The organism is Aquimarina sp. AD10, from assembly GCF_003443715.1.
GTDB classification, from domain to species: Bacteria; Bacteroidota; Bacteroidia; order Flavobacteriales; family Flavobacteriaceae; genus Aquimarina; species Aquimarina aggregata.
In genome coordinates, this window is record NZ_CP031965.1 from 2,656,039 (window position 1) to 2,681,423 (window position 25,385).

At 31.9% G+C, this 25,385-nt stretch carries 23 protein-coding genes; 20 read left to right on the top strand and 3 right to left on the bottom strand.

The genetic code is table 11. From position 1 onward, the window contains the following. The first annotated feature begins 88 nt into the window (after window positions 1-88). Entirely contained in the window at window positions 89-1,156 is a 1,068-nt protein-coding gene (gene fbaA, locus D1816_RS10990) for a class II fructose-bisphosphate aldolase (RefSeq protein ID WP_066313616.1), read from the top strand. A gap of 62 nt (window positions 1,157-1,218) precedes the next feature. Then, entirely contained in the window at window positions 1,219-2,076 is an 858-nt protein-coding gene (gene accD, locus D1816_RS10995; RefSeq protein ID WP_066313618.1) for an acetyl-CoA carboxylase, carboxyltransferase subunit beta, read from the top strand. Window positions 2,077-2,185: 109 nt separating this feature from the next. On the opposite strand, the gene D1816_RS11000 is transcribed toward accD, so the two are convergent. Beyond that, the gene (locus D1816_RS11000) at window positions 2,186-3,013 is read right to left on the bottom strand and encodes a hypothetical protein (RefSeq protein ID WP_118502845.1); all 828 of its coding nucleotides are present in this window, start codon (window positions 3,011-3,013) and stop codon (window positions 2,186-2,188) included. Window positions 3,014-3,179: 166 nt separating this feature from the next. Here D1816_RS11000 and rpsO point away from each other — a divergent pair, with 166 nt between their 5' ends. Continuing rightward, a complete protein-coding gene (gene rpsO / locus D1816_RS11005) occupies window positions 3,180-3,449 on the top strand; it encodes a 30S ribosomal protein S15 (protein ID WP_066313631.1) in 270 nt (89 codons plus the stop codon). A 245-nt stretch (window positions 3,450-3,694) separates the two neighbouring features. Beyond that, window positions 3,695-5,887 carry a polyribonucleotide nucleotidyltransferase gene (locus tag D1816_RS11010; protein WP_066313620.1) on the top strand — a complete coding sequence of 731 codons (2,193 nt, stop codon included), beginning with the start codon at window positions 3,695-3,697 and terminating at the stop codon, window positions 5,885-5,887. Window positions 5,888-5,951: 64 nt separating this feature from the next. On the opposite strand, the gene D1816_RS11015 is transcribed toward D1816_RS11010, so the two are convergent. Then, on the bottom strand, window positions 5,952-6,353 hold the full coding sequence (locus tag D1816_RS11015) for a hypothetical protein (RefSeq protein ID WP_118502847.1): 402 nt from the start codon (window positions 6,351-6,353) through the stop codon (window positions 5,952-5,954). Window positions 6,354-6,522: 169 nt separating this feature from the next. Between D1816_RS11015 and D1816_RS11020 the strand changes: the two genes are divergently transcribed. The 12 genes from D1816_RS11020 (at window position 6,523) to D1816_RS11080 (ending at window position 17,310) form a co-directional block, all read left to right on the top strand. After that, the gene (locus tag D1816_RS11020) at window positions 6,523-7,578 is read left to right on the top strand and encodes a hypothetical protein (RefSeq protein WP_118502849.1); all 1,056 of its coding nucleotides are present in this window, start codon (window positions 6,523-6,525) and stop codon (window positions 7,576-7,578) included. 269 nt (window positions 7,579-7,847) lie between these two features. Continuing rightward, entirely contained in the window at window positions 7,848-8,402 is a 555-nt protein-coding gene (locus tag D1816_RS11030) for an RNA polymerase sigma factor (RefSeq protein ID WP_118502854.1), read from the top strand. After that, entirely contained in the window at window positions 8,395-9,801 is a 1,407-nt protein-coding gene (locus D1816_RS11035; protein WP_118502856.1) for a hypothetical protein, read from the top strand. The genes D1816_RS11030 and D1816_RS11035 overlap by 8 nt, the downstream gene beginning before the upstream one ends. A 282-nt stretch (window positions 9,802-10,083) precedes the next feature. Then, window positions 10,084-10,947, top strand: coding sequence for an RNA polymerase sigma factor RpoD/SigA (locus D1816_RS11040; protein WP_027395748.1), 864 nt, complete (start codon window positions 10,084-10,086; stop codon window positions 10,945-10,947). A 574-nt stretch (window positions 10,948-11,521) separates the two neighbouring features. Further along, the gene (locus D1816_RS11045) at window positions 11,522-12,016 is read left to right on the top strand and encodes a hypothetical protein (RefSeq protein ID WP_147405069.1); all 495 of its coding nucleotides are present in this window, start codon (window positions 11,522-11,524) and stop codon (window positions 12,014-12,016) included. Window positions 12,017-12,109: 93 nt separating this feature from the next. After that, the gene (locus D1816_RS11050) at window positions 12,110-12,661 is read left to right on the top strand and encodes an NIF family HAD-type phosphatase (protein ID WP_199729951.1); all 552 of its coding nucleotides are present in this window, start codon (window positions 12,110-12,112) and stop codon (window positions 12,659-12,661) included. A gap of 204 nt (window positions 12,662-12,865) precedes the next feature. After that, on the top strand, window positions 12,866-13,588 hold the full coding sequence (locus D1816_RS11055; protein WP_118502861.1) for a hypothetical protein: 723 nt from the start codon (window positions 12,866-12,868) through the stop codon (window positions 13,586-13,588). Between the two features lie 179 nt (window positions 13,589-13,767). Next, entirely contained in the window at window positions 13,768-14,583 is an 816-nt protein-coding gene (locus D1816_RS11060; RefSeq protein ID WP_158597744.1) for an AraC family transcriptional regulator, read from the top strand. A gap of 66 nt (window positions 14,584-14,649) precedes the next feature. Beyond that, window positions 14,650-16,026 (top strand): aminotransferase class V-fold PLP-dependent enzyme, encoded by a 1,377-nt coding sequence (locus D1816_RS11065; protein WP_118502865.1) that lies wholly within the window; start codon window positions 14,650-14,652, stop codon window positions 16,024-16,026. A 14-nt stretch (window positions 16,027-16,040) separates the two neighbouring features. After that, on the top strand, window positions 16,041-16,310 hold the full coding sequence (locus D1816_RS11070; RefSeq protein WP_118502867.1) for a hypothetical protein: 270 nt from the start codon (window positions 16,041-16,043) through the stop codon (window positions 16,308-16,310). Between the two features lie 238 nt (window positions 16,311-16,548). Further along, entirely contained in the window at window positions 16,549-16,899 is a 351-nt protein-coding gene (locus D1816_RS11075) for a hypothetical protein (RefSeq protein ID WP_118502870.1), read from the top strand. Between the two features lie 75 nt (window positions 16,900-16,974). Then, window positions 16,975-17,310, top strand: a complete 336-nt coding sequence (locus tag D1816_RS11080; RefSeq protein WP_066314996.1) for a hypothetical protein — start codon at window positions 16,975-16,977, stop codon at window positions 17,308-17,310. 181 nt (window positions 17,311-17,491) lie between these two features. Here D1816_RS11080 and D1816_RS11085 read toward each other — a convergent pair whose 3' ends face one another. Continuing rightward, complete coding sequence (locus D1816_RS11085; RefSeq protein ID WP_118501039.1) at window positions 17,492-18,631, bottom strand: AraC family transcriptional regulator; 1,140 nt, start codon at window positions 18,629-18,631, stop codon at window positions 17,492-17,494. A gap of 301 nt (window positions 18,632-18,932) precedes the next feature. Between D1816_RS11085 and D1816_RS11090 the strand changes: the two genes are divergently transcribed. The 4 genes from D1816_RS11090 (at window position 18,933) to D1816_RS11105 (ending at window position 25,356) form a co-directional block, all read left to right on the top strand. Then, window positions 18,933-20,027: a S41 family peptidase gene (locus D1816_RS11090; RefSeq protein WP_118502872.1), complete on the top strand. Its 1,095-nt coding sequence runs from the start codon at window positions 18,933-18,935 to the stop codon at window positions 20,025-20,027. A gap of 143 nt (window positions 20,028-20,170) precedes the next feature. Then, window positions 20,171-20,650, top strand: a complete 480-nt coding sequence (locus D1816_RS11095; RefSeq protein ID WP_118502874.1) for a GNAT family N-acetyltransferase — start codon at window positions 20,171-20,173, stop codon at window positions 20,648-20,650. Between the two features lie 181 nt (window positions 20,651-20,831). Next, complete coding sequence (locus D1816_RS11100; RefSeq protein ID WP_232517411.1) at window positions 20,832-21,662, top strand: DUF4261 domain-containing protein; 831 nt, start codon at window positions 20,832-20,834, stop codon at window positions 21,660-21,662. A 454-nt stretch (window positions 21,663-22,116) separates the two neighbouring features. Beyond that, window positions 22,117-25,356, top strand: a complete 3,240-nt coding sequence (locus D1816_RS11105) for a sialidase family protein (RefSeq protein WP_118502876.1) — start codon at window positions 22,117-22,119, stop codon at window positions 25,354-25,356. Window positions 25,357-25,385 lie beyond the last annotated feature (29 nt).

Below are 25,385 nucleotides of genomic sequence, written 5' to 3' on the forward strand. Positions count from 1 at the left end.
CAAAAAGCCTGTTTTTTTCGTTTTAATTAATAAAATTCTTTCGGTTTAATTTTACTATTTTTGTACCCTTATAAACCAAAACTAAATTATGAGTCATCACATCAAACCAGGAGTTGCTACAGGAGATGAAGTCCAAGCAATCTTTAAATTTGCAAAAGAAAAAGCTTTTGCATTACCTGCAGTGAATGTAATAGGTTCTAATACGATTAATGCCGTTTTAGAAACTGCTGCAGAATTAAATTCTCCTGTAATTATTCAATTCTCAAATGGAGGAGCGCAATTTAATGCTGGGAAAGGTCTTTCTAATGAAGGACAAAAAGCTGCGATAGCTGGAGCTGTTGCCGGAGCAAAACATGTGCATCTTATGGCCGAAGCCTATGGGGTTCCTGTAATTTTGCACACTGACCACTGTGCTAAAAAATTACTTCCTTGGATAGACGGACTATTAGACGCGGGAGAAGAGTTTTTTAAACAAACAGGAAAACCTTTATACAGTTCTCATATGATTGATTTATCAGAAGAATCAATCGAAGAGAATATCGAAATCTGTAAAGAATACCTTGCTCGTATGAGTAAAATGGGAATGACTTTAGAGATCGAACTTGGTATTACAGGGGGTGAAGAAGACGGTGTAGATAATAGTGACGTAGATGATTCTAAGCTATATACACAACCCGAAGAAGTTGCTTATGCTTATGAAGAACTAAGTAAAGTTAGTGATAAATTTACTGTAGCCGCAGCTTTCGGAAATGTACACGGAGTATATAAGCCGGGTAATGTAAAACTAACTCCAAAAATTCTTAAAAATTCTCAGGAATTTATCTCAGAAAAATACAATGTTGATCATAACCACATTGATTTTGTATTTCACGGAGGTAGCGGTTCTACATTAGAAGAAATAAGAGAAGCTATTGGGTACGGAGTAATTAAGATGAATATTGATACAGATCTTCAATTTGCATTTAATGAAGGAATTCGTGACTATATGACTTCTAAAATTGAATATCTAAAAACACAAATAGGTAATCCTGAAGGAACTGAGGAACCTAACAAGAAGTATTATGATCCTAGAAAATGGTTAAGAGAAGGTGAAATCACCTTTAAAAACCGTCTTAAAAAGGCATTCGAAGATCTAAATAATGTGAACACATTATAATGACTGAAAAACCAAGCTGGAACTCTTTACTAGGAGTTTCAGCTTTTTTAATACAATAATTTATGGCTTGGTTTAAGAGAACACAAAAAGGTATACAGACAGCTACAGAGGACAAAAAAGATGTCCCTAAAGGGCTTTGGTACAAATCTCCAACTGGAAAAATTGTAGATGCAGAACAACTGGAAAAAAACTTTTATGTAAGTCCAGAAGATGGATATCACGTAAGAATTGGTAGTAAAGAATATTTTGAAATTTTATTCGATGATAACAAATTCAAAGAATTAGATAAAAATCTTTCTTCAAAAGACCCTCTTAAATTCGAAGACAAGAAAAAATATACAGATCGTCTTAAAGAAGCGCAAGAAAAAACAAATCTTAAGGATGCTGTACGAACAGCCGTAGGTAAATCTAATGGTAATGATTTAGTTATTGCCTGTATGGATTTCTCATTTATTGGTGGTTCTATGGGTAGTGTAGTAGGCGAAAAAATCGCTCGAGCTGCAGACTATTCTTTAAAGAACAACATTCCTTTTATGATTATTTCAAAATCAGGAGGAGCACGTATGATGGAAGCTGCTTTATCACTAATGCAATTAGCAAAAACATCTGCGAAATTAGCACAATTGGCCGATGCAGGAATTCCTTATATTTCTCTATGTACCGATCCAACTACAGGAGGTACAACCGCATCTTTTGCCATGCTTGGAGACATCAACATATCCGAACCAGGAGCATTAATAGGTTTTGCAGGACCAAGAGTAGTAAGAGATACTACCGGTAAAGAATTACCAGAAGGTTTTCAAACTTCAGAATTTTTATTAGAGCACGGGTTTTTAGATTATATAACTCCAAGACAACATTTAAAACAAAAAGTAAATCTTTACTTAGATTTAATTTTAAATAGACCTCTTCCAAATTAGTAGGTCCCTTTAACAAATAAAAACAACAAAAGACATGGCTTATACCATGTCTTTTGTTGTTTAAAATCGTATTCATATCAAAATAAGAACTCTAAACAAGCTTTTAAGACTATAACTGTATTTCCTGTTCATCACCATCGACATTTGTAAAAACAGCCTTATTATCACATACTCCATCCCCATAATTTAACATCCCACTATAGTTTGTTCTAACTAAATTAACGATACCACTCACAATAAACTTACAACTTGCCTCGCGACGTATAGGCTCTACAATTGTCGTGCTATGTACATTCCCATTTACAAAATTAGTTTCCCATTCTCCTGTAATTAAAAATACATTATCTCCCCAATTACCATTAAAAGAACCTTCAATCCATTCTCTCTCTTTTGTTCCTTTTCTAGAAGCTTGCGATCCATCTTCGAATGTTATACTTAAATCCAAATTCATCGCATATTGTGGATTTCCATTTTCATTAGTGCTTTGCCTTGTTATCGTTTTAGCTCCTTCAAACTCCACTTCGTTTATAAAAAAGTCGACTAATTCATAGTTAATAACCAATGTACTTTCATCAATGTTAGAAACATAAGACATTTTAACTATTCCTTTTAGTACATTTCCTCCACGTACCTCGCATCCTTCGGTCCCAAAATCAACCGTAACTTCTTTTGAGGTATTGGTAATTTCAACAGTAACTAATGCACACTCTGGTAAAAATGGATGAATTGGGCTTTTCACAAGACTCTCTTCAACCTCATAAATCTGCAAAAAAGTATCACTTATAACTTCGGTAGCGTTATCCACTTTTGCAGTAAGTTCAACTTCTTCTTGATTAAGAGGTTCTGTAGTTTGATCATTAGCTTCATCTGTATCACATCCAACAAATACTCCAGATATAAACACTAGTAAACCATACTTTAAAATGCTGTTTTTCATAATATTTAATTTTAACGTTACCTTCTTATGACTAAACACTTTACAAAAGGTTTAATCAAATATGTTTTTTTTCATATAAAATGCAATTCTAATTCAAAAAATATTATATTTGCACGCTGATAACAAGGCGTTATCAATACATAAAAATCATTTAAATAATATTGGAATGTATTTAACAAAAGAGATTAAAGAAGAGATCTTCGCAAAGCACGGTAAAGGAAAAAATGACAGTGGTACTGCAGAAGCTCAGATTGCATTATTTACTCACAGAATTACTCACTTAACAGAACACTTAAAGAAGAATCGTAAAGATTATAATACAGAGCGTTCGTTAGTAAAGTTAGTAGGAAAGCGTAGAGACTTATTAGATTATCTTATTAAGAAAGATATTTTAAGATATCGTGCGATTATTAAAGAATTAGATTTAAGAAAATAATAAAAAAGAGAGGCTATATGCCTCTCTTTTTTTTAATGATATTGAAATCTTTTTTAAGGTTTCGAATAAAAACATTCTTACTTCACTAGAGTCAGAATGAATGCCTTAGTTTTTCATTGGTCGAACAATTACTACAACAACACAACCTTGTCCGTCCGAGTAAGACGGAAACCAATGTTTAATTACTACCACTAGCTTGTATAATACATATAAGTTATGAAGTGGTAGATTAGAATCAAAAAAATATGATTCCAAAAGTGTATAGAGAGGTCATTGACCTTGGTGACGGTAGAGAAATTTCTATCGAAACTGGAAAATTAGCAAAGCAGGCACATGGCTCTGTTGTTGTGCAATCAGGCAAATGTATGTTACTATGTACAGTTGTTTCAAATTACAAACAAAGTGATGTAGATTTTTTACCGTTAACTGTAGATTACAGAGAAAAATTTGCAGCTGCTGGTCGTTATCCAGGTGGTTTTTTCAAAAGAGAAGCTAGACCTAGTGATGGTGAAGTATTAACAATGAGATTGGTGGATCGTGTACTGCGTCCATTATTTCCTAAAGATTATCATGCAGAGACTCAAGTTATGATTCAGTTAATGTCTCATGATGAAGACGTTATGCCTGATGCAATGGCAGGATTAGCTGCCTCTGCAGCAATCCAATTATCTGATTTCCCATTTGAATGTGCAATTTCAGAAGCTCGTGTAGGTCGTATAAATGGTGAGTTTATCATCAACCCAACTAGAGCGCAATTAGAAGAATCAGATATCGATATGATGATTGGTGCTTCTGCAGATTCTGTAATGATGGTTGAAGGTGAGATGGATGAGATTTCTGAAGAAGAAATGGTAGAAGCAATTAAGTTCGCACATGAAGCTATTAAAGTTCAATGTGCAGCACAACTTAAATTAGCAGAAGCTTTCGGAAAAAAAGAAACTCGTGAATACGATCCTGAAAGAGAAGATGAAGATCTTGCTAAGAAAATTCATGATATGGCGTATGATAAAGTATACGCAATTGCAAAAGCCGGTTCCTCTAAAAAAGAGCGTGGTTTAGCATTTTCTGAAATAAAAGAAGAAATCACTGCTAGTTTTTCTGAAGAAGAATTAGAAGATTTTGGAGATTTAGTTTCTAAATATTTCTATAAAGCTGAAAAAGCTGCGATTCGGGATCTTACTTTAAATGAAGGATTACGTCTTGATGGTCGTAAAACGGATGAGATCAGACCAATTTGGTGTGAGGTAGATTACTTACCTTCTACACATGGATCTTCTATTTTTACAAGAGGGGAAACTCAAGCCTTAGCTACAGTAACCTTAGGTACCTCAAGAGAAGCTAATCAAATAGACATGCCTTCTTTTGAAGGTGAAGAAACTTTCTATTTACATTACAACTTCCCTCCTTTTTCTACTGGAGAAGCACGACCAATACGTGGTACATCTCGTAGAGAAGTAGGACATGGTAACTTAGCACAACGTGCCTTAAAAGGTATGATTCCTGAAGATTGCCCATATACTGTACGTGTAGTATCTGAAGTATTAGAATCAAATGGTTCTTCTTCTATGGCCACTGTATGTTCTGGTACTATGGCTTTAATGGATGCTGGTGTACAACTTAAAAAACCTGTTTCTGGTATTGCAATGGGTCTTATCTCAGATGGTGATACTGGTAAATATGCGGTTCTTTCTGATATTTTAGGTGATGAAGATCACTTAGGTGATATGGATTTTAAAGTTACTGGTACTGCAGATGGTATTACCGCTTGTCAAATGGATATTAAGGTAAAAGGATTATCTTATGAAATCCTAGTCAATGCATTAAAGCAAGCTGCCGATGGACGTTTACATATTCTTGGTAAACTAACGGATACGATTGCAGAACCAAATGCTGATGTTAAAGGGCATGCTCCAAAAATGGTTACAAAAACTATTCCTGGAGAATATATTGGAGCATTAATTGGACCTGGTGGTAAAGTAATTCAAGAATTACAAAAAGAAACAGGTACTACTATTGTTATCAATGAAGACCCAGTTACCGAAGAAGGTAATGTAGAAATATTAGGTACAAATCAAGAAGGAATTGATGCTGTATTAGCTAAAATTGATTCTATCACTTTTAAACCTCAGGTGGGTAGCGTATACGAAGTAAAAGTAATCAAAATGTTAGATTTTGGTGCTGTTGTAGAGTATATGGAAGCTCCTGGTAACGAAGTACTACTACATGTTTCTGAATTAGCATGGGAACGTACAGAAAATGTTAGCGACGTAGTTAATATGGGTGATGTATTTGATGTTAAATATTTTGGTATTGACTCAAGAACACGTAAAGAAAAAGTTTCTAGAAAAGCCCTATTACCTAGACCTCCTAGACCAGAAGGTGGTGACAAGAGAGATGATAGAAGACCTCCTCGTAGAGATAAAAAAGATAATAATTAATTTATCTTTTTAATTATAAAAAAAAGTAGGCTAAATTCTAAATTAGAATTTAGCCTACTTTTTTTTATCGTACGGCCAAAGCCAAAAAAACCAATCCAACACCAGAAACCATATATGTAACCGGTGTTACAACAAATGTCTTTATATAAGAAAACTTTCTGCTCTTCATTTCTTTTATCTCTGAACGAGCGATTTTCTCATCTTTTTTATCTATCTCTACAAGAATTTCGGAATCGTTGAAATCTTTAACTACCATTTTCTTATTTTGGTATTTTGTAGTCGTTATTTTATATTTTTTATTTAATTGAATTTCTGTGTCTGAAAGCTCTATTGCTTTATAACTATGACAACTCGCAAAAACAACACAAATCAATAAAAGATTTATCAGTAACCTTAGATGCTTTACGTAATACAGATTCTTCATAATTCTATTATACAGTTTAACTTCTTTTAATGATACTTTCATGATATAGGTTTTATACATAGCTTAAAAAGCTATATGTGACTTCACTAATTTACTGATTATTCTACACACAAGATTCTTAAAAACAACATATTAACTAAAATTACACTTTAACTAAGCAACCTTTTTAAAGCATTCAGTCTATAAGACACATACTTTAAAAGACAGAGCCATGACACTATTCAAAAAAATTTCTTTAGTTTTTTTCACTACATTATTTTTGATTTCATGTGAAAATGAACCTTATGATTTATTTAGTAATCTACAAAAAATCGACTCTGATTCGTCCCTGTTTAATTCTATAAAAACGATTTCTACAAACGATGATAAAACCGAGCCTGTTTGTGTGATTTTTATATATCCATTTAACGTCTATACCTTTGATGATAATTCAGAAGTAGTTGGTAGCAGAATCATCAACAATAATGTAGAATTTGTAAGCTTACTCGGTCAAACCGAAGAAATTAATGGAGCTATTGGGCTTAGCTACCCCATAACAAGTACATTAGAAGATGGTAGTACTTTAAGTATTGATGATAATGCAGAACTTAAAGAAACAATTGAAGCATGTATCGAAACCGAAATTATTGGTAATTGTAATAACATACTAGAAGAAGAAAACTGTATATGGACAATCAATTCTTTAACCGAAAACAAAGAGTACAATAATTCTTTACTTGACTTTTACCAAGATGGAACAGGCATTTTTTATCACAAAGGTGATGCGTACAGAACATCTTGGGTGTCCTTATTTATTGAAGAAAAATTACACATCAATATTCATTTAGAAGGAGAATCTCAAACCGCTCAGGATTGGAATTTTGACTGGGAAGCTATTATTACCGAAGACGATACTATAGAGATAACCAACCAAGACAAAAAATACACCATTCAAAAAAAATGTGCTGTTGAAAACTCATGTGATTATGTAGAGTTTAGAGAATGCGCCCTAGAAGGCTTTGATGATAAAGCAGAGTTTACCCTGGATGGATATAAAGAATGCATTGTATCACTTCAGGAAAATATAAATACAGACGCCGAAGTAACATTTTTCAGCACATATGCTGATGCTGAAGAAGAACAAAACATTTTAGACGCATCTACATATACAAATACCACTAATCCCCAACTAGTTTTTGCTAAAATTAGAAATTCAGAAACTAATGTTTCTAAAATTATTAGAATTGTACTATTTGTTGAAGCCTGTAACAATCCAGATGCGTCCTAATGCTATGGTTAGCCATCTTTTCTATGAAAGAAAAGATGGCTTTTAAAACTACTTTATTTTGTAACATTTTGCTTAATCCTAAAATTTTATTCTTTTTTGACGCAACCTTTAAAAACAACTCAGTCTTAAAAAAAATAGATACCTCAGTAATTTATATGCTATTTTTAAAAAGTAATTAGAACAAGTATTAAAATATATTGAACTCTTTTTGCTTATTAACAATGACGAATAAAACACAAAACAGTAGTCTTTACAAAGCTTAAAACCAATTGGACATAAAAAAACTAATTAAAAAGTGTCAAAAAAACAATCGCAAAGCACAAAGTGAATTGTTTTATCTCTATAGAGATATACTTTTTGCTTTGAGTCTAAAATATTGCAAAAATTACAACGAAGCCGAAGACAACTTACAAGATGCTTTTATCACAATTTTCAATAAAATAAACCAATACAATTTTAAAGGTTCTTTTGAAGGTTGGATGAAAAGAATAACTATCAATAAGGCAATTGATAAATACAAAAAGACACCTTATCTAGATAATTTTGTCCAAGAAGATACTATTGAAGATGTTGTAATTGACGCAGAAGAATTACAACTATCATTAGACGAGTTACTCATATATATACAAGAGTTACCAGACAGATATAGATTAGTTTTTAATTTATATGAACTTGATGGATACTCACACAAAGAGATTGCTACAATGCTTACTATTTCTGAAGGAACTTCTAAATCAAACTTACATAGGGCAAAAAGTATATTAAAAACTAAAATACTATCTGACAAAGATTGTTTTAAAAAAAAAGTACTAAGTAATGGCTAACCCAAAAGACATAGGAAAAGTTTTTAAAGAAAAACTAGAGGGTTTTAATACCACTCCTAGCCAATTAAGCTGGGAAGATATTGAGTCTAAATTACCTAAAAAAGAAAAACGTCCCTTAATCTATTGGATAAGAATAGGAAGTGTACTTGTGCTATCCTCATTGCTGTTAACGTTTGGATATATAACATTTACAAAGACTACAATTCACAATTCAAATACTAATAATATCCCACAAAATATTACAATTGATCATTGTGTAGAACCCAATTTTAACAAAAACAATATCACAGATATAAAAGAGAATAAAACTATTAAAGAAGATTACTTAGATACAATTTGTTCTATAAAAGAGGAAATAAACACTAAAACCGATGTTGTTTCTCATTATACAAACACTAATACTGATTCAAAATCTAATTTACCTATAGCTCAATTAAAAAATAACAAATTCGGTTCTAAGGCTTCTAAAAGTAGTAGTAGTAGTAGTAGTACAATAAAGGATCCTAACACCTACCAAAAAAGTTTAAGTAATAACGATCATAACAGTATTAACAACGATACTTTATCTTTTCAATTTTCAAACTCTAAAAACAAAAATATCACTAATCATGTATTGACCGATTCTTCTGGTATAGCAAAAACTCCTAAAGACTCTTTAGATTCAGAGTCGCTAATTAAAAAAGAAGAAGTAGTTGCAAAGCGCAAACCCAAAGACACATTAATATACTTAAAGCCAAAGAAAAAACCACTTTTCCAGAAATTTAGTATAGGGGTTCACCTTACACCCACGTATACCTTTACGCCAAAAGGGTCTTTATTAAGTAATCTAATCGCTAATAACAAGAATAACGGAAGAATCTCTCTAAATTATGGTATTCTTTTTAAAACATATTACTCTAAAAAAACTGCTTTAAGGATTGGATATAACCGTACAAAATTAAGTAGTATTACTAAAAGTATACCATCTGATCAAATTGAAATTGTACTAAGAGATGTGGGGATATCATTACCAAACAACTTCATAGTTGAGGATATCAATACATTAGATCTTGTTCAAAAAATATCCTATAATGAAATCTCATTTGGAGCACAGCATCAAATTATCGATCGAAATATCAAAACATCGATACTAATGGGTATGAATATTTTATTTCTAGATCAAAATGTGCTCTCGGTTCGCAACTCATCAAATACCATTAAAGTTGGAAGCGCCAGAAATCTTCAAAAGGCAAGTTTTAATTTTAATATTGGTGCAAACTTTGAGCACTCCATTACAAAACACATTTATTTAAATGCCGAACCTATATTCAATTTTCAATTAAAAGATGCCAGCGACACTACAGAAAGTTATAGACATTTATTTTTCACTCTACAAACTGGATTATCCTATAAATTTTAATAGTACAAAGTACATCTCTTATATTTTAACAGCATTAAAACACGATTAATCTAGCTACTAACAATTTTTTTTAGCGTTATTTCTCAAAAAAACAAGAAAAATAAAAAAGTTGTAAAAATTCTGAAATCCTAGTGTTAGTAGTACTTAAAAGCTACGACTAAGTTGAAGTATTATGATTATTTCTATAAAAAATCAACAATTTTGTAACATTTAGGTAACATCTTACGTATAATAAGCAAAGGCCCTAAAATATTCACAAATTAAATTTCAAGGATAACATAGATGAGACAACTTAAAATTACGAAGCAGGTAACGAATCGTGAGACTGCATCGCTGGATAAATATTTGCAGGAAATTGGTAAGGTAGATCTTATTACTGCAGATGAAGAAGTAGAATTGGCTCAGCGTATCAAGGCTGGTGATGAGAGAGCCCTTGAAAAATTAACAAAGGCAAACCTTAGATTCGTAGTATCTGTTGCAAAACAATACCAAAACCAAGGACTTACACTTCCTGATTTGATTAATGAAGGTAATTTAGGGTTAATTAAGGCTGCTAAACGTTTTGATGAAACACGTGGATTTAAATTTATCTCGTATGCTGTATGGTGGATTAGACAGTCTATCTTACAAGCATTAGCAGAACAATCTCGTATTGTACGTTTACCACTTAATAAAATTGGTTCTATTAATAAAATTAATAAAACGTATGCTTTCTTAGAGCAATCACATGAGCGCCCACCAAGTGCAGAAGAGATTGCCAAAGAGTTAGATATGACTATTAATGACGTAAAAGAGTCTATGAAAAACTCTGGTCGTCACGTAAGTATGGATGCTCCTTTGGTAGAAGGTGAAGATTCTAACCTTTATGATGTATTAAACTCTGGTGAATCACCTAATCCTGATAGATCATTATTACACGAATCTTTACGTACAGAAATAGAAAGAGCTTTAGAAACACTTACACCTAGAGAAGCAGATGTAATCAGATTATATTTTGGTCTTGGTGATCAACACCCTATGACCTTAGAAGAGATCGGAGAAACTTTTGATCTTACAAGAGAACGTGTTCGACAAATAAAAGAAAAAGCTATTCGTAGATTAAAACATACGTCTAGAAGTAAAATATTAAAGACTTATTTAGGATAAATTCCTAAATTGCGACTACAAACAGTTTTATAACATAACTGTTCGTTTTTTGATTGATGAATGACCTCCGGCTGATTACCGGAGGTTTTTTCTTTTATATATTTCTAAGAACCTAAAAAGATTAAAATTCAATCATAAAAAAAAAGATACTGGTTATAAATTAAGTTTACTTACCGTTTTTATACCTATGATGTTATCTAGGAAAATAGTTAATTTAGAAATTTAAATTACCAAAAAAATATTGTGAATAAACTTTATATGGCGATTATAAAATAATGTAAAACATCATGCCTAGATCCTTTCTAAGGATACTCTACACTATCTAACTTAAATAAATTTGATAAGTTTAAAAGTATTCAAAATTTAAAGCATTTTGTTTTCTTAATCGTATAATATTCGAATACTATACTTCTAGTTCAGATTACTATATAAGAAATATGTTTACTTTTACACATACACAATTGTTATAAGCAATTTGAAGAATAATAACTTATACATATTACCGCTTGTTTTGACTCTTTTCCTGTCTTGTAAACCTGACTTGAAAAACGAGAGCTATGACAAAAAAATAACGGTGGAATTCATAAACCAATTATTACAAAAAGAAAGTTTACTTGGAGACAAAAGTTTTCTTGACACTGATTGTATAATAGAACAATCCGTATGGAAATCAAAATTAATAGAAGACAAATTCAAATTATATATCCAAGAAAATTTAAAAATTGAAAATATTAATTTTCTTAACTTTCAAATTGACCTGTTCAACAAATTCAAAATAACTCAAGAACTAGTGCCTAAAAAAAATATTATCGAAAATCGAGAATACATCGAATTTAATGAGTCATTTAAAGATAATGAGTTTGCTTATTTAGATTGGCTGGAGAAAAAAAACTGTAAAAAGGGATTCTCTTCTATTTCTAAACCATTGTTTAACGAGAATTATGATCTTGCAATGGTTCGTTTTGAAAAAATTTGCGGTCCATTGTGCGGAGGTGGAGTAATTGTACTTTATGAATTAAAAAGTAAAAAATGGATGCAAAAAGTTGTAATAGACAATTGGATTAAATAAATAAAAAAGCTCATAACACTATATAACAAAACATAGCTACCCTTTTGGTTAGCAACGTTTGTTATATTTACCGTTCTAAGCCATTACCGAAATTTGGAAATTGAAAATAAAATATTATTAGTATTGGATTTAGATGAAACTCTAATTCACGCAACTGAGCAAAAACTCGAAATTGACTTTGACTTTCAATATGCCGATTATTTCATTTATAGAAGACCAAATCTTAAATGGTTTCTGGAATCTATGAGTGCTGATTTTAAATTAGCTGTTTGGTCATCTGCTGACGATAAATATGTTGAGGAAATAGTGGAAAAAATAAAGCCCGAAAATATTGATTTTGAATTTGTTTGGGGCAGAACTCGCTGTACAACAAAAAGGGATTATCAACTTGACGAATATATTCACGAAAAAAGACTCAAAAAAGTAAAAAAGAAAGGTTTCTCAATTGAACGGATATTGATGATTGACGATTCTCCTGAAAAAACAAAGGACAATTATGGAAATGCTGTTTATGTGAACGCCTTTGAAGGAGATCAAACTGACTCGGAATTGAAAATTCTTGCGGAATATCTGAACTCAATAAAAGATAGCCAGAATGTGAGAAGTTTTGAAAAAAGAGGATGGAAAAATAAAAAAACGGCTTAGAACAACACCTATGCGATAATGCGGAGTTTAGGCTTAATCGAAAAGTCATTGTCTATTTTGGTTTGTCGCCAAAGATTTAAATTTGGTATTTTAGAAAATATAAAAACAAAACATAAACTTTGGCTAAGTGCTGGATCGAAGAACAATGATTTTTTGCTTCCGCACTGCGCATAGCTAAACGTTGTAGCCAATTTGAGAAAACTAATGAGATTTAATTTAACAGTCGTTTTTTTATTAATTATTCAATTGATTTCTTCACAAGAGAAAAAAGCTGAATTTAAAGTTCAATTAAACAATAAAGGAAAAGTTGAATTCAAATCTGACTTCAATTCGTTTGAACATAAATTTGACTTTTTCTACGAAGATGAGAATTATATAGTAAAAGATTCTTGTAGAGGCGAATTCGGTGGAACAGTTGAATTTAGAAATAAAAAGACCGACAAAGTCTACGTTTCTAAAGCTACGTGTCCATCGTCTTTAATCAAAATAGACGGAAAGTATTATCTAACGACTTCATTGGCTCATATGTCTGGATTTTCTGGAATTTATGAAATTGTTGAGCCAACAAAACTGACTGAATTAAAAGAAGACGACACTGAAAAGGATAAATTTTTTAAAAAGAAATCAGATAGTGGACTTAAAGAATTGTACAGAAATATTGGCGGAACAATACTCGTCAGCTTTCCATATAAGGATAAACTTTATTTTATAACTTCTGACAGAGACGGAACTTATCTAACTGAAAGAAAAGAATCCGAATTGATTAAAATTAAAAAGTTACTGGACTTTAAAGTTTACACTTACGAAACTGGAATTAAAATTACAGATGACAATCACTATGTCAATAATTTTCAAATTGGATATGGAAAGGAAATCGGATTTTTTGATATTAAAGATAATGTCATCAATATAAATTTATATAAATAAAAAATGGCTACAACAACGTGTATAATTCATTGCTAGTTCTCGCCTACTTGGAAATTCCTTCGGAATTTCCTCTGGTTCGTTTTAGTTTATTAATTTAGTTGCTGAAACACGCAACGAAATCATACACAAGACCGTTGTGGTTAATTATGAAAGAAGCAAAAAACATAAAAAGCAACATCTTGAAATTTCATGTTAATAATGATATTTCTGGAGTTGAGTTAATGGACGCTAATTTCAAATCGAATAAAGCTTCTTTACATTATCACCCTGAATTTATTATTGGTGTAATGGAAAGTGGTGTGCAATCGTATTGTCCAAAGTCACCTAAAGAAAAAATAATTTCTAAGGGACATATTTCAATGATAAACCCAGAGAGGATTCATAGCAATAAGAATATTGATGATAAAGGCTACAGGTATAGAACTTTTAATGTACAGCCAGAAGTTTTTCAACAGATTGCAAATGATATAGCACAGGATGAAGTTTCACTTCCAAATTTTGATAAAGTCACAGTAAAAGATAATCATCTAGAAGAACAATTATTACATCTACATAATTATCTTTTTTCGAATCAGTTTGATACTATTCAAAATCAAAATTGTTTTTATGAAACATTTGCTTATCTTATAAAAAATCACAGTTCAAGTAAGGTAAAAGCAGGCGAAATTTCTGCAAACTCCATCATCACTAACCATATAAAAGATTATTTACATACCTATTTTGATTCCAAAATAACATTAGAACAATTGTCGGAGGTTTCTGGTTTAAGCACTTATTATTTAAATAGAGTTTTTTCAAAATCAATTGGTATTCCTCCACATAAGTATTTGATGAACTTAAGACTCAATAAAGCTCAGGAATTATTAAAGCTTAAAAACTCTGTTACAGAAGTAGGCTACATGGTTGGGTTCTTCGACCAAAGTCACTTCACAAGAAATTTCAAATCGTTTTTAGGTATTACACCTAAACAATATCAGTCTTCCATTGCCCAATAGCAAGATTATACAATTTTTTAAGGTCTCCCTATTTTAATTTTGTTTCTCATTAAAACAGAATAAAAAATGGATGTACGTAAAATACTCTCTGAAAGAGATGAAACTTTAAATTATGCTGCACAAAAAGCAATAACCTTTTTGCAAGAAGCACAGACTAGGAATATTGAGCCTACTGAAGAAGCCCTTAAAAATCTTTCTTTGTTAGATGGCCCTTTTCCTGAAACTCCAATGCCATCTAAAAAGGTTATTGAAGAACTAGAAAATATTGGAAGTAAGGGAGCTATGATGACAATTAGCCCACGATTTTTTGGGTTTGTAACTGGTGCTAACTTACCTGTCACTGTGGCGGCTCAATGGTTGGCTGCAGCTTGGGATCAACTACCAAATATGGCTGTATTATCTCCATTAGCATGCAAACTAGAGCAAGTGGCCGAAAAATGGTTAGTAGATGTTTTACACTTACCTAAGCAAACACGCTGCTCTTTTGTAACCGGTACTACCACTGCAGATATGGTTTGTTTACTTGGTGCAAGAAATCATGTTTTAGAACAATATGGATGGGATGTTCAAACCAATGGAGTCTTCGGAGCTCCAAAAATTAGAGTTCTCGTTGGAGAAGAAGTACATACCACCATGCTAAGAGCTTTAAGGGCAATAGGTATTGGAAATGCACAAATAGAAAAAATTCCAGTAGATGAAAATGGTGCAATTGATGCCAACCAACTTCCAGAGTTTAGAGATGAACCGACTATTATTTGTTTACAGGCAGGAAATGTAGATTCAGGAGCATTTGACCCTTTTGATACTATTATTGAAAAAGCAAAAAAATATAATGCTTGGGTACATATCGATGGTGCCTTTGGTTTATGGGCAGCTTCAAACCCAAAGCTAAAGTATTTAATGAAAGGCTTTGAAAAGGCAGATTCATGGGCTACGGATGCTCATAAATGGCTGAACGTACCTTATGATTCTGGTATGGCATTTTACAAAGATGAAATGGTTATTAAAAAAGCACTTACTTTAAAAGGTAATTACCTCGTTCAAGGTAATGATGACCCAATGAACAGAACTTTAGAAACTTCAAGAAGAGCAAGAGGAACAGAAGTTTGGGCAGCCTTAAAAAGTTTAGGACGACAAGGTGTCTCTGATATGATAGGTAAATCTTGTGATTTAGCTAAGTATTTTGAGTTAAGATTAAGAGAAGAAGGCTTTGAAATTTTAAACAACGTAGAGCTTAATCAGGTAATGGTTTCATTTGGTTCTGATGAAAAAACAAAAGCAGTAATAAAAGCGATTCAAAAAGAAGGAACTGCGTGGTTTGGTGGTACCAATTGGCATGGTAAAGAAGCTATGCGAATTAGTACAGTAGGATGGTCAACCACTAAAAAAGATATTGATATGAGTATGGAAGCATTGCTTAAAGTTGTAAATCAGTTTAATTAAATAAAATTCATACTATGTTAGAAAGTGAAAAAATACTCAGATTTGAAATCATAACTGAAATCAGAAAAAAAGTACCTACTTGTTTTACCTCTAATGGTCAATTTATTGGTTCTTCAGTTACAAAAAACAATGCAAATGAATTGAAAGAGGTAATTACTAAAAATAATATAGATAAAGTTATTATTGAAGATATTACCTTGGGTTATTTATTTAGAAATAATTTCTTAACTCAAAATTTCAAAGACCAAGTTAACTTGGTCTTAGATTTCTTCTATAAAGGTTAAATGGTAACACTTAAAATAAAAGATCTTACTACTTAATCTGAAAATGTAGTGTCTCCAAATTTGCAAAAAAGTTAGGAATAATTTGATTCATTAAACTATGAAGTTCTAGGTAATGAACGAGAGAATAACTAACCTCAACAACGTGTATAATTAATTACTTCTTAATTTCCTCATCGGAAAATCACAACTGATTTTCCGTAACTAATCATACACAAGACCGTTGTACAACATTTGGAAAATGACTAGAAGTGAGTTTAAAAAACATATTGAAAAAACATTTTATGAATTGAAGTTGTATGCTGAATTACATTATGGACAGGAACTTCCAAATGACTTTGAATTTGAATGGTGTTTAGTAGAAAAAACAAAAGCCATCGGAAATAATGATATTATTGAATTAATTACCGATAAAGTCTATTTAAATGAAAAAGAAATATATCCATGTGTTGACCTAGTTGCAGAAAAAATAACTCTAGATAATAGAATCTATATTAGTGGACGAATTTCGGGACATAAACCAAGAGAATTTGGTAATGGATGGAATAATAGACCTGGTCCGTTTATTTATGGTTTAGCCTGGATTTATTAATAAAAAAATAAAAACTGACTCTAAAGAGTTTAAAGAATTATTGTTTAAAAAAGGTTTAATTCATTATAATTAACAATGAGTATTTTATTTATTACAATCGGAGTTGTTGTTGGAGCAATTATTCTAGGTATAGGAATTGTCTATTTGAGATATTTTATTCCATTGCGTCCACAAGAAAATGGATTTGAATATGTTCATGTAAATGATGATGGAACTGTACGTGAGTTATATAAGGATGAGGTTGAATATTTGAATGAGGAATTTCATCCAACTGATGGAGCAAGACCATATATTAAAAGTCGATATAAGTCATTAACACCTGATAAAAGAATGTCAGGTTTTATACAACGGAATAGAGTTCCGAAAAAAGTGGAAATAAAAAACGTTGTACAACAAAGTATCAAAAAATAGAGCACGAGGTTGATGAAACCGGAGCTTCGGGTGTATTTTCGAAGTCACCAAATTTTTAATTTGGCTTTTAGAATGAAAAGTTAAAACAAAATAAAAAATTCGGTTTGTACTTAATTCGAAAAGTATTGTATATAAACGCTCTACTTTTCTTATGCGAGACGTTAGCGGTCATTTCAGAAAACTATTCACTTTTATCTGATTCCTTAGAATTTTCAATCTTTTTTATATACTCTGTAGGAGTGACTTTTGTAATCTCTTTAAACGCTTTGTAAAAGGTAGATTTAGAATTAAATCCAACTTCATATGCTATAGAAATTAATGTAAATTCTTTATGCTTATTTTCGTTGATTCTTTGTGAAAAATCGGCAACACGATATTCATTAACCAGTTCGTAAAATTTTTTTTTATAGATGTTATTTAAAACCCATGATAACTTATTCGTTGTCGTATTAATTTCATTCGCTAAAATAGACAAACTTAATTCTGATCTACGATATCCTTTATTTTCTTCGAAGTAAGCTTTAACCAAATTTTGAATCTTATTTATTTCTTTTTTGTCAAGTTTAGTTTTCTTTTTATACTCATTTTCATTATTGGAGGGAAATCGAATTTTAAATATCTCAGGGTATTTTAGGTTATAAAAACTAACAATATAAATTTGGACACCAAAGATTAAACAGGATATGTCATGAATTAACGGCCTTTTAATCCATGTAATAAGATCGAACAATTCAAAAACACCTAGTAACCAAAAAAACATATACATTGCCAAGCAAAAGAGCATTACTTGTATGTATTCTATACTATTTGGACTAAAGGATAACTCTTTAGTTTCATTCTTCTTATAATAATTAAAAAGGCTGTAAGATTTAATCAGGTAAACGGTAATAGAGATAAAAAATGAGATTTCAATTGTTAAATATAAAGTGTCTGCGTAATTACTTAAGTTTTCTATAGAATCATAATTGTAAATATGAAAAAAACCATATATCAAATAAAATATTACTGGTAGATAATGGTAGTATGCTAAGTGGTATTTGTCATTTTCATAAAACAACAACCGACGAATATAAGTATACACCAAAGGACCAATAAAAAGATAAAAAACATTAAATAGATATCGATATTTATAGACAACATAATATCCTATTTCAGAACTAATAACCCTCTCAAGTAAGTAGAAGCTATAAATAGCTAATAAGTACTGTATAATTCTATTTGTTCCTGAATTTTTTTTCGGAATATACTGTATTGCAAAAATTAAAAAGATACACTGACCTATAATTAATATAAGGAAAAACTCATATAGAGATATATGCATTTGATTAAGATTTATTTTTGAGTTCAAATATTGTTATAATTTATTCTAACAAAAAAATAAGTTTAATACTTTATCACCCTTAAAGATTAACATTCTATTTTGCTATAATGATCTTTTCATCTAAGTATAGAGTCAAACGAAAGAACATAATCAAAAAATAGTCTGAAACTATAGTTTAGGACATTTAATGATGAAAATTCAAAACATCTTACGACCAAAAAAGTTTTCTTTACCAAAAAAACGCAAAAATATTTACAGCTCTAAATATTAAACTTTATAATCAAATTCAAAAAAAACAAGTATGCTACGATTTAAACAAGTTTTAATCATATTATTAGTCTTACAACCTATTTTAATTTATTCTCAAAAATCCATATCAGAGAGCGAAAAAAATATTGTGATTGAAAACATCAAAGTCTTAATCGATTCAAATTATGTTTTCAATGACAAAGTTAAGTCTATAAATAATTCATTAGATAGTTTAAATTTAACAGGGAAATATAATGATATTAGAGACTACAAAAAATTCGAAAAGGTTTTAACCGATGACCTTGTAGAAGTAACCAAAGACCTTCATTTTAAAGTTCGATACCACCCCGAATATGTAAAAAATAGTCGTGAACAACTCAACCGACAGGCTGCACGCGAGAATGAAAAAAAAACTAAAAAAGAAGTAAGAATCGATTGGGACTTATGGTACGCAAAAAAAGAGAATTTTGGCTTTGAGAAAGTTGAAATACTTGGTGGAAATATCGGATATATAAAATATAACTTTTGGTACCCTTTAGAGTGGACAAAATCTACTCTTGATGCTACAATGAAATTCATCGCCAATACAGACGCATTAATAATCGATTTAACTGAAAACGGAGGCGGATATAGCCCTACTGATAGTTACTTAGGAAGTTATTTTTTTGATAAAGAATCCATATTATGGTCATCTAGCTATACTAGACCCACAGAAGAGACAGAATCCGAATACACCTTTAAAGAAGTCGGAGGAGAACGCTATCTTAATAAACTTATATTTATTTTAGTCAGTGAGGAAACTTTTTCTCTTGGAGAAAAATTCGCATATTGTATGAAACATTTTAATAAAGCAACAATCGTTGGACAAACCTCTGCTGGCGCAGCGCATGGAATTGATTATATAGAAGTAAATGATAATTTTATGATTCAACTTCCAATATCACATAATATTCATCCCATAACTCAAACAGATTGGGAAGGAACGGGTGTAATTCCCAATATAGTCACTAGCAGTAATACCGAATCTATAAAAACAACACATCTTAACGCATTAAATAAGCAAATCGAAATTTTGAAAAAACAAACAATTGTCGGGCCAATACTAAAAAGATATGAAAAAATTAAGATGGAAATAAACAACCGCTAACAATGGCTATAAGTAATTGCTTTTTCTCGCCTACTTTGGAAATTCCTGCGGAATTTTCAACTTGGTGTGTACTGGCAAAGTTAAGTGCTAATCCACGCAACTACTCATAGCCTAGAGCATTGGCATTAATTAATAAGACTGAAATGAAAATTAGAGAAGCTCATAGAAATGATTATACTATTTCTACTGACAAGGATAAATTAGATATTTTGAGCATTCACAAATTCCTTACAAACGAAACTGATTGGGCTAACGGAATTCCAATCAATACTTTGAAAACATCAATTGAAAACTCTTTGAATTTTGGGCTTTACTACGAAAACAAGCAAATTGGCTTTGCTAGAATAATTTCAGACTATTCAACTATTGCATATTTAGGAGATGTTTATGTTCTAAAGGAATATAGAGGAAAAGGATTGAGTAAATGGTTGATAAATGAAATAATGCAACACCCCAATCTTCAAGGATTAAGACGCTGGATTTTATTAACAGATACAGCTGAATGGCTTTATAAAAAGTTTGGGTTTACAGAAATACCTAATCCCGAATTTTATATGGAGAAACATAATCCGAATGTATATAACGGAATAGATAAAACTAATGCCGACAATGGCTATAATTAATATGGGGTTTAAGGCTTAATCCAAAGTTTGAGTATATTTATAAAGCCCGTAAAATCTATCGGATTTTGCTTTGATAACAAAAAAAGAAAAAACAAAACAAACAGTTTTTGCTAAGTGCAAGTACGAAAGTTAGCGTTCTCATACTATCCGTACTACCTATAACCAAGACGTTACAACACATATGAAAAAACCAATCATAACAATATTAACTGGAATTATTTTAATGGGATTATTTGGCTTCTTTAAAAAAAACAGAATAACGGAAAAAGATACTAAGTCAATAATTTTAGGAATGATTCTTCTTGAAGAGCCAAATTCATTTGACTTAAAAGGTACGGTAACGGAATTAAGAAAAAAATGGCACTTAAAAGTTGACGATACTGATGCGGACGATAAAGCTGCTATTTTAAAAATCAATGATTATACTATTGCTATTGCAAATATGGGGGTTTCTATTCCTGAAAATGAGGTTGAATCAGCCGCAGCATATAATTATTTCTGGAAAAATGGAGTTGAAGAAACCTCAAAACATAAAGGACATATACTATTAACGATAACTAATGCGGGTAAAAATGCTATTAAAGAAAATTTATTATATACTAAATTAGCGTCTTCTGTTATGAACAACAGTAAATCTTTAGGAATATATATTGGAGGAAGAACTTTAGTTTTGAAAAAGGAGTTTTATCAAGAAAATATTAAAATGATGTCTGAACAAGACCTTCCTTTATATAATTGGATTTATTTTGGGTTAAGAGATGAAAACGGAAAAAAATCTATTTATACATATGGTCTTAAGGACTTTGGTAAAAAAGAAATGGAAATCATTGATTCCAAAAACTCTTTTGAAGAACTTAATGAAATGATGTTTAATCTAACGCATTATGTAATTAGTTACAATGTTAAATTAAATGACGGAGAAACAATCGGAATTTCTGCTGATCAAAAACTAAAAATATCAGAATCGAAAGGAAAGTTTATTGATGGAAATACTTTAAAAATAGCATATTAAAAAACGTGCTGTAACACTATGTAAACCCAATGCTTTTAGTGCTATAAGGTAAGGGAGTTTTGTATTTGTGACGTCGGCGACTCACATTGAGAAAAATAAAAATTCGGGTTTTCCCGCTGTGACTGCCAAGTTTTAATTTGGCTGTATTTATAAAAAACTAAACATAGAAATTATGTGGACTTAGCCCTACAATTGCAAGAGAAGCAATACGAATGTTAAAAAGTAAAAGCCTTTAACTTATCAATCAATAATCATAAAAATTGATGTATAAAAATTAAGTATCAGTTGTCCTATACAGACATAATAGCTACTATAATTGTTTTGGATTCAATGTGTTAATTAAGAGTTAATCTTAAACTGGATATAACATTTAGTTTCGTTTTTTGTAGGTTCAAGTCAGTTCTTTATTTAATAGAACTCGACCTATTTAATCACAATCACATAAAATCTTAAAATGAAAACTACTACCAAGTTAGCTTTACTCTGTTTACTCACATTCTGGGTAACTTTTAGTATCAATGCACAAGAAAAACCCAAAAACCCATTAAACGGATTAGAATTTAGAAATATTGGCCCGGCAATGACCTCGGGTAGAATCGCTGATATCGCCATTCATCCTGAAAATGAAAACATTTGGTATGTAGCTGTCGGTTCTGGTGGTGTATGGAAAACAACTAATTCTGGGACTACGTGGAAAGCCTTATTCGACAAACAAAAAGTATATTCAATCGGTTGTGTGACCATTGATCCTAATAACCCACATACCATATGGGTAGGAACCGGAGAAAATGTGGGAGGAAGACATGCCGGTTTTGGAGATGGTATATATGTAAGTCATGATGATGGTAAGACTTGGAAAAATATGGGATTAAAAAAATCTGAACACTTGTCAAAAATTATTGTACACCCAACTAATCCAGATATCCTTTGGGTGGCTTCTCAAGGGCCTCTTTGGAGTAAAGGTGGTGAACGTGGAGTTTATAAAACTACAGATGGTGGAAAAACATGGAAACGTACATTAGGAGATGAAGCATGGGTTGGCGCAACCGATATGCTTATCGATCCTAATAATCCCGATATATTATATGCAGCGACATGGCAAAGGCACAGAACGGTAGCCGGTTATTTAGGCGGTGGCCCTGGATCAGGACTTTACAAAAGTACTGATAGTGGAGAAACATGGAGAGCTCTTAAAACTGGTATTCCAAAGTCAAACTTAGGCAAAATAGGACTAGCAATGTCCCCCTTTAATCCAGAAGTTATTTATGCAGCTATCGAATTAGATAGGAGAAAAGGTGGTGTATATATGACAACAAATGGCGGAGAATCTTGGGCAAAACAATCAGATGCTGTTGGTGGTGGTACAGGACCACACTATTACCAGGAACTGATTGCTTCACCACATTATGAAGGTACCTTATATATGATGAATAATGCTGCTTTGATTTCAACAGATCACGGAAAAACCTTCACCAATATGAGTAGAACAAATCAGCATAGCGATAGCCATGCTTTGGTTTTTAAGAAATCTAACCCCAATTACTTATTGATTGGTACAGATGGTGGTTTATATGAAAGTTTTGACAATACAAAAAGTTGGAAATATGTAAGAAACTTACCTATTACCCAATATTTTAAAATTGCAGTAGATGATGCCCTCCCCTTTTATAATGTATATGGAGGTACCCAAGATAATGGATCACATGGTGGTCCTTCAAGAACTATTAGTTCTGATGGTATTGCAAGTGCAGATTGGTGGAAAACACTTGGAGCAGATGGAGCTCAAACTGCCACAGAGCCAGGTAATCCAGACATTACCTACGGAGAATTTCAACAAGGTGCATTATGGAGAATAGATAGTAAAACTAGAGAAAGCGTATTTATTCAACCACAAGCAAGAGAAGGTGATCCTTATGAACGCTTTAATTGGGATGCTCCAATTGTAGTAAGTTCACATAATCCTAAAAGATTATATTTTGCCTCGCAACGTGTTTGGAAGTCTGAAAACCGCGGAGATGCTTGGGAACCAATTTCAGGTGACTTAACCTTGAATCAAGAAAGAATGACCTTCCCATATTATGGCACATCTCAAAGTTGGGATAATGCTTGGGACGTATTTGCCATGTCTAACTACAATACGATTACCTCTTTAGCAGAATCACCAAAGCAAGAAGGCTTGATTTATGCTGGTACCGATGATGGACTCATCCAAGTAACAGAAGATGGAGGAGCTAATTGGAGGAAATTCTCTCTAAATACTATAAAAGGAGTCCCTACCACACCATTTGTGAATGATGTTCGTGCAGATCTTTTTGATGCTAATATCGTATATGCAGCTTTAGACAATCACAAGTATGGCGATTATAAACCTTATATTATTAAAAGTAGTGACAAAGGAAAAACCTGGTCTTTGATCAATGGCGACCTGCCAAACAAGCTATTGATATGGAGACTCGTACAAGATCACATTAAAAAGGATTTGTTATTTGCCGCAACAGAATTTGGTGTATATGTTACCCTGAATGGAGGCAAAAACTGGATAAAATTAGAAGGTGGAATGCCGACAATTCCAATTCGAGATATTACAATACAAAGACGTGAAAATGATTTAGTAGCTGGATCATTTGGTAGAGGTATATTCATTTTGGACAATATTGCTCCTTTACGTGAATACAATGCAAATTTGAACTCTACAGAAGCAAAACTTTTTCCTGTAAAACCAGTACAATGGTATCGACAATCTAGTAGAGTTGGTAGTCAGGGTGATGCTGAGTGGATTGCTAAAAATCCTCCTTTCGGAGCTAATTTTACCTATTTTATGGCAGACAAAATCAAATCTAAAAAAGATATCAGAAAGGAAAAAGAAAAAAAGGGAACCGCTAAATTTCCAGGCTGGAATGCTCTAGAAAAAGAAAACAGGCAAAACGGTCCTTCAATCCTTTTGGTAATTAAAAACGCTAATGGAGATGTAATTAATACTGTAAAAGGTACTAACAAAAAAGGGTTTAATCGGGTAAATTGGAATCTGAGTTACCCAAGTAAAAGTGGGGAACGATTAGAAGTTCCCAAAGCTCGACGTGGATTTCGAAATGGAGGTGTACTAGTTACTCCTGGCAATTACACCGTAACTTTAGTAAAACGCATTGATGGTGTAAACACGGTTTTACAGGGTCCTGAATCTTTTAAAGTAGAACCATTGTTTGATACCCCAGCCTTACCTAGAAAGTCATTCAAAGAAATGGATGCATTTAGAGATGCTGCTTTTGCATTCCAACAAGACTTAACAGCAACAACTATTGCATTGTCTACAAGTCAAAAAACTATTAGTGCTATGTTAAGGGCTCTGGACAAAGCCATAACACCTTCTGATGATTTATATAAACGATTACACACTACCAAAAACGCATTATTAGATATTGAAAAAGAATTTCAAGGAGATAAAACAAAAGAAGAAGTTGGAGAACGCTCAAATCCTACCGCTAGCGAGGGTAACGCTATAAGTTGGAGAGCTTTTGGAAATACATACGGACCAACAGAAGAACATAAGGGCTTCTTAAATCGTGTACAAAGTCAACTCAAAAAGGTAAAAGCTAAATTACTACCCATTATCAATTCAACACTTCCTGAACTTGAAAATGATTTGAAGAAAAATGGAGCACCTTGGGTAGAAGGGCAAGGACTAATTAAGAATTAAAAACATCCCCAGAAAGATTACATAAAAAA

What these genes read in the sequence shown, in the direction of transcription:
- fbaA (WP_066313616.1), top strand. Translation starts at nt 89, where the DNA reads ATGAGTCATCACATCAAACCAGGAGTTGCTACAGGAGATGAAGTCCAA.
- accD (WP_066313618.1), top strand. Translation starts at nt 1,219, where the DNA reads ATGGCTTGGTTTAAGAGAACACAAAAAGGTATACAGACAGCTACAGAG.
- D1816_RS11000 (WP_118502845.1), bottom strand. Translation starts at nt 3,013, where the DNA reads ATGAAAAACAGCATTTTAAAGTATGGTTTACTAGTGTTTATATCTGGA.
- rpsO (WP_066313631.1), top strand. Translation starts at nt 3,180, where the DNA reads ATGTATTTAACAAAAGAGATTAAAGAAGAGATCTTCGCAAAGCACGGT.
- D1816_RS11010 (WP_066313620.1), top strand. Translation starts at nt 3,695, where the DNA reads ATGATTCCAAAAGTGTATAGAGAGGTCATTGACCTTGGTGACGGTAGA.
- D1816_RS11015 (WP_118502847.1), bottom strand. Translation starts at nt 6,353, where the DNA reads ATGAAAGTATCATTAAAAGAAGTTAAACTGTATAATAGAATTATGAAG.
- D1816_RS11020 (WP_118502849.1), top strand. Translation starts at nt 6,523, where the DNA reads ATGACACTATTCAAAAAAATTTCTTTAGTTTTTTTCACTACATTATTT.
- D1816_RS11035 (WP_118502856.1), top strand. Translation starts at nt 8,395, where the DNA reads ATGGCTAACCCAAAAGACATAGGAAAAGTTTTTAAAGAAAAACTAGAG.
- D1816_RS11040 (WP_027395748.1), top strand. Translation starts at nt 10,084, where the DNA reads ATGAGACAACTTAAAATTACGAAGCAGGTAACGAATCGTGAGACTGCA.
- D1816_RS11055 (WP_118502861.1), top strand. Translation starts at nt 12,866, where the DNA reads ATGAGATTTAATTTAACAGTCGTTTTTTTATTAATTATTCAATTGATT.
- D1816_RS11065 (WP_118502865.1), top strand. Translation starts at nt 14,650, where the DNA reads ATGGATGTACGTAAAATACTCTCTGAAAGAGATGAAACTTTAAATTAT.
- D1816_RS11070 (WP_118502867.1), top strand. Translation starts at nt 16,041, where the DNA reads ATGTTAGAAAGTGAAAAAATACTCAGATTTGAAATCATAACTGAAATC.
- D1816_RS11075 (WP_118502870.1), top strand. Translation starts at nt 16,549, where the DNA reads ATGACTAGAAGTGAGTTTAAAAAACATATTGAAAAAACATTTTATGAA.
- D1816_RS11080 (WP_066314996.1), top strand. Translation starts at nt 16,975, where the DNA reads ATGAGTATTTTATTTATTACAATCGGAGTTGTTGTTGGAGCAATTATT.
- D1816_RS11085 (WP_118501039.1), bottom strand. Translation starts at nt 18,631, where the DNA reads ATGCATATATCTCTATATGAGTTTTTCCTTATATTAATTATAGGTCAG.
- D1816_RS11090 (WP_118502872.1), top strand. Translation starts at nt 18,933, where the DNA reads ATGCTACGATTTAAACAAGTTTTAATCATATTATTAGTCTTACAACCT.
- D1816_RS11095 (WP_118502874.1), top strand. Translation starts at nt 20,171, where the DNA reads ATGAAAATTAGAGAAGCTCATAGAAATGATTATACTATTTCTACTGAC.
- D1816_RS11100 (WP_232517411.1), top strand. Translation starts at nt 20,832, where the DNA reads ATGAAAAAACCAATCATAACAATATTAACTGGAATTATTTTAATGGGA.
- D1816_RS11105 (WP_118502876.1), top strand. Translation starts at nt 22,117, where the DNA reads ATGAAAACTACTACCAAGTTAGCTTTACTCTGTTTACTCACATTCTGG.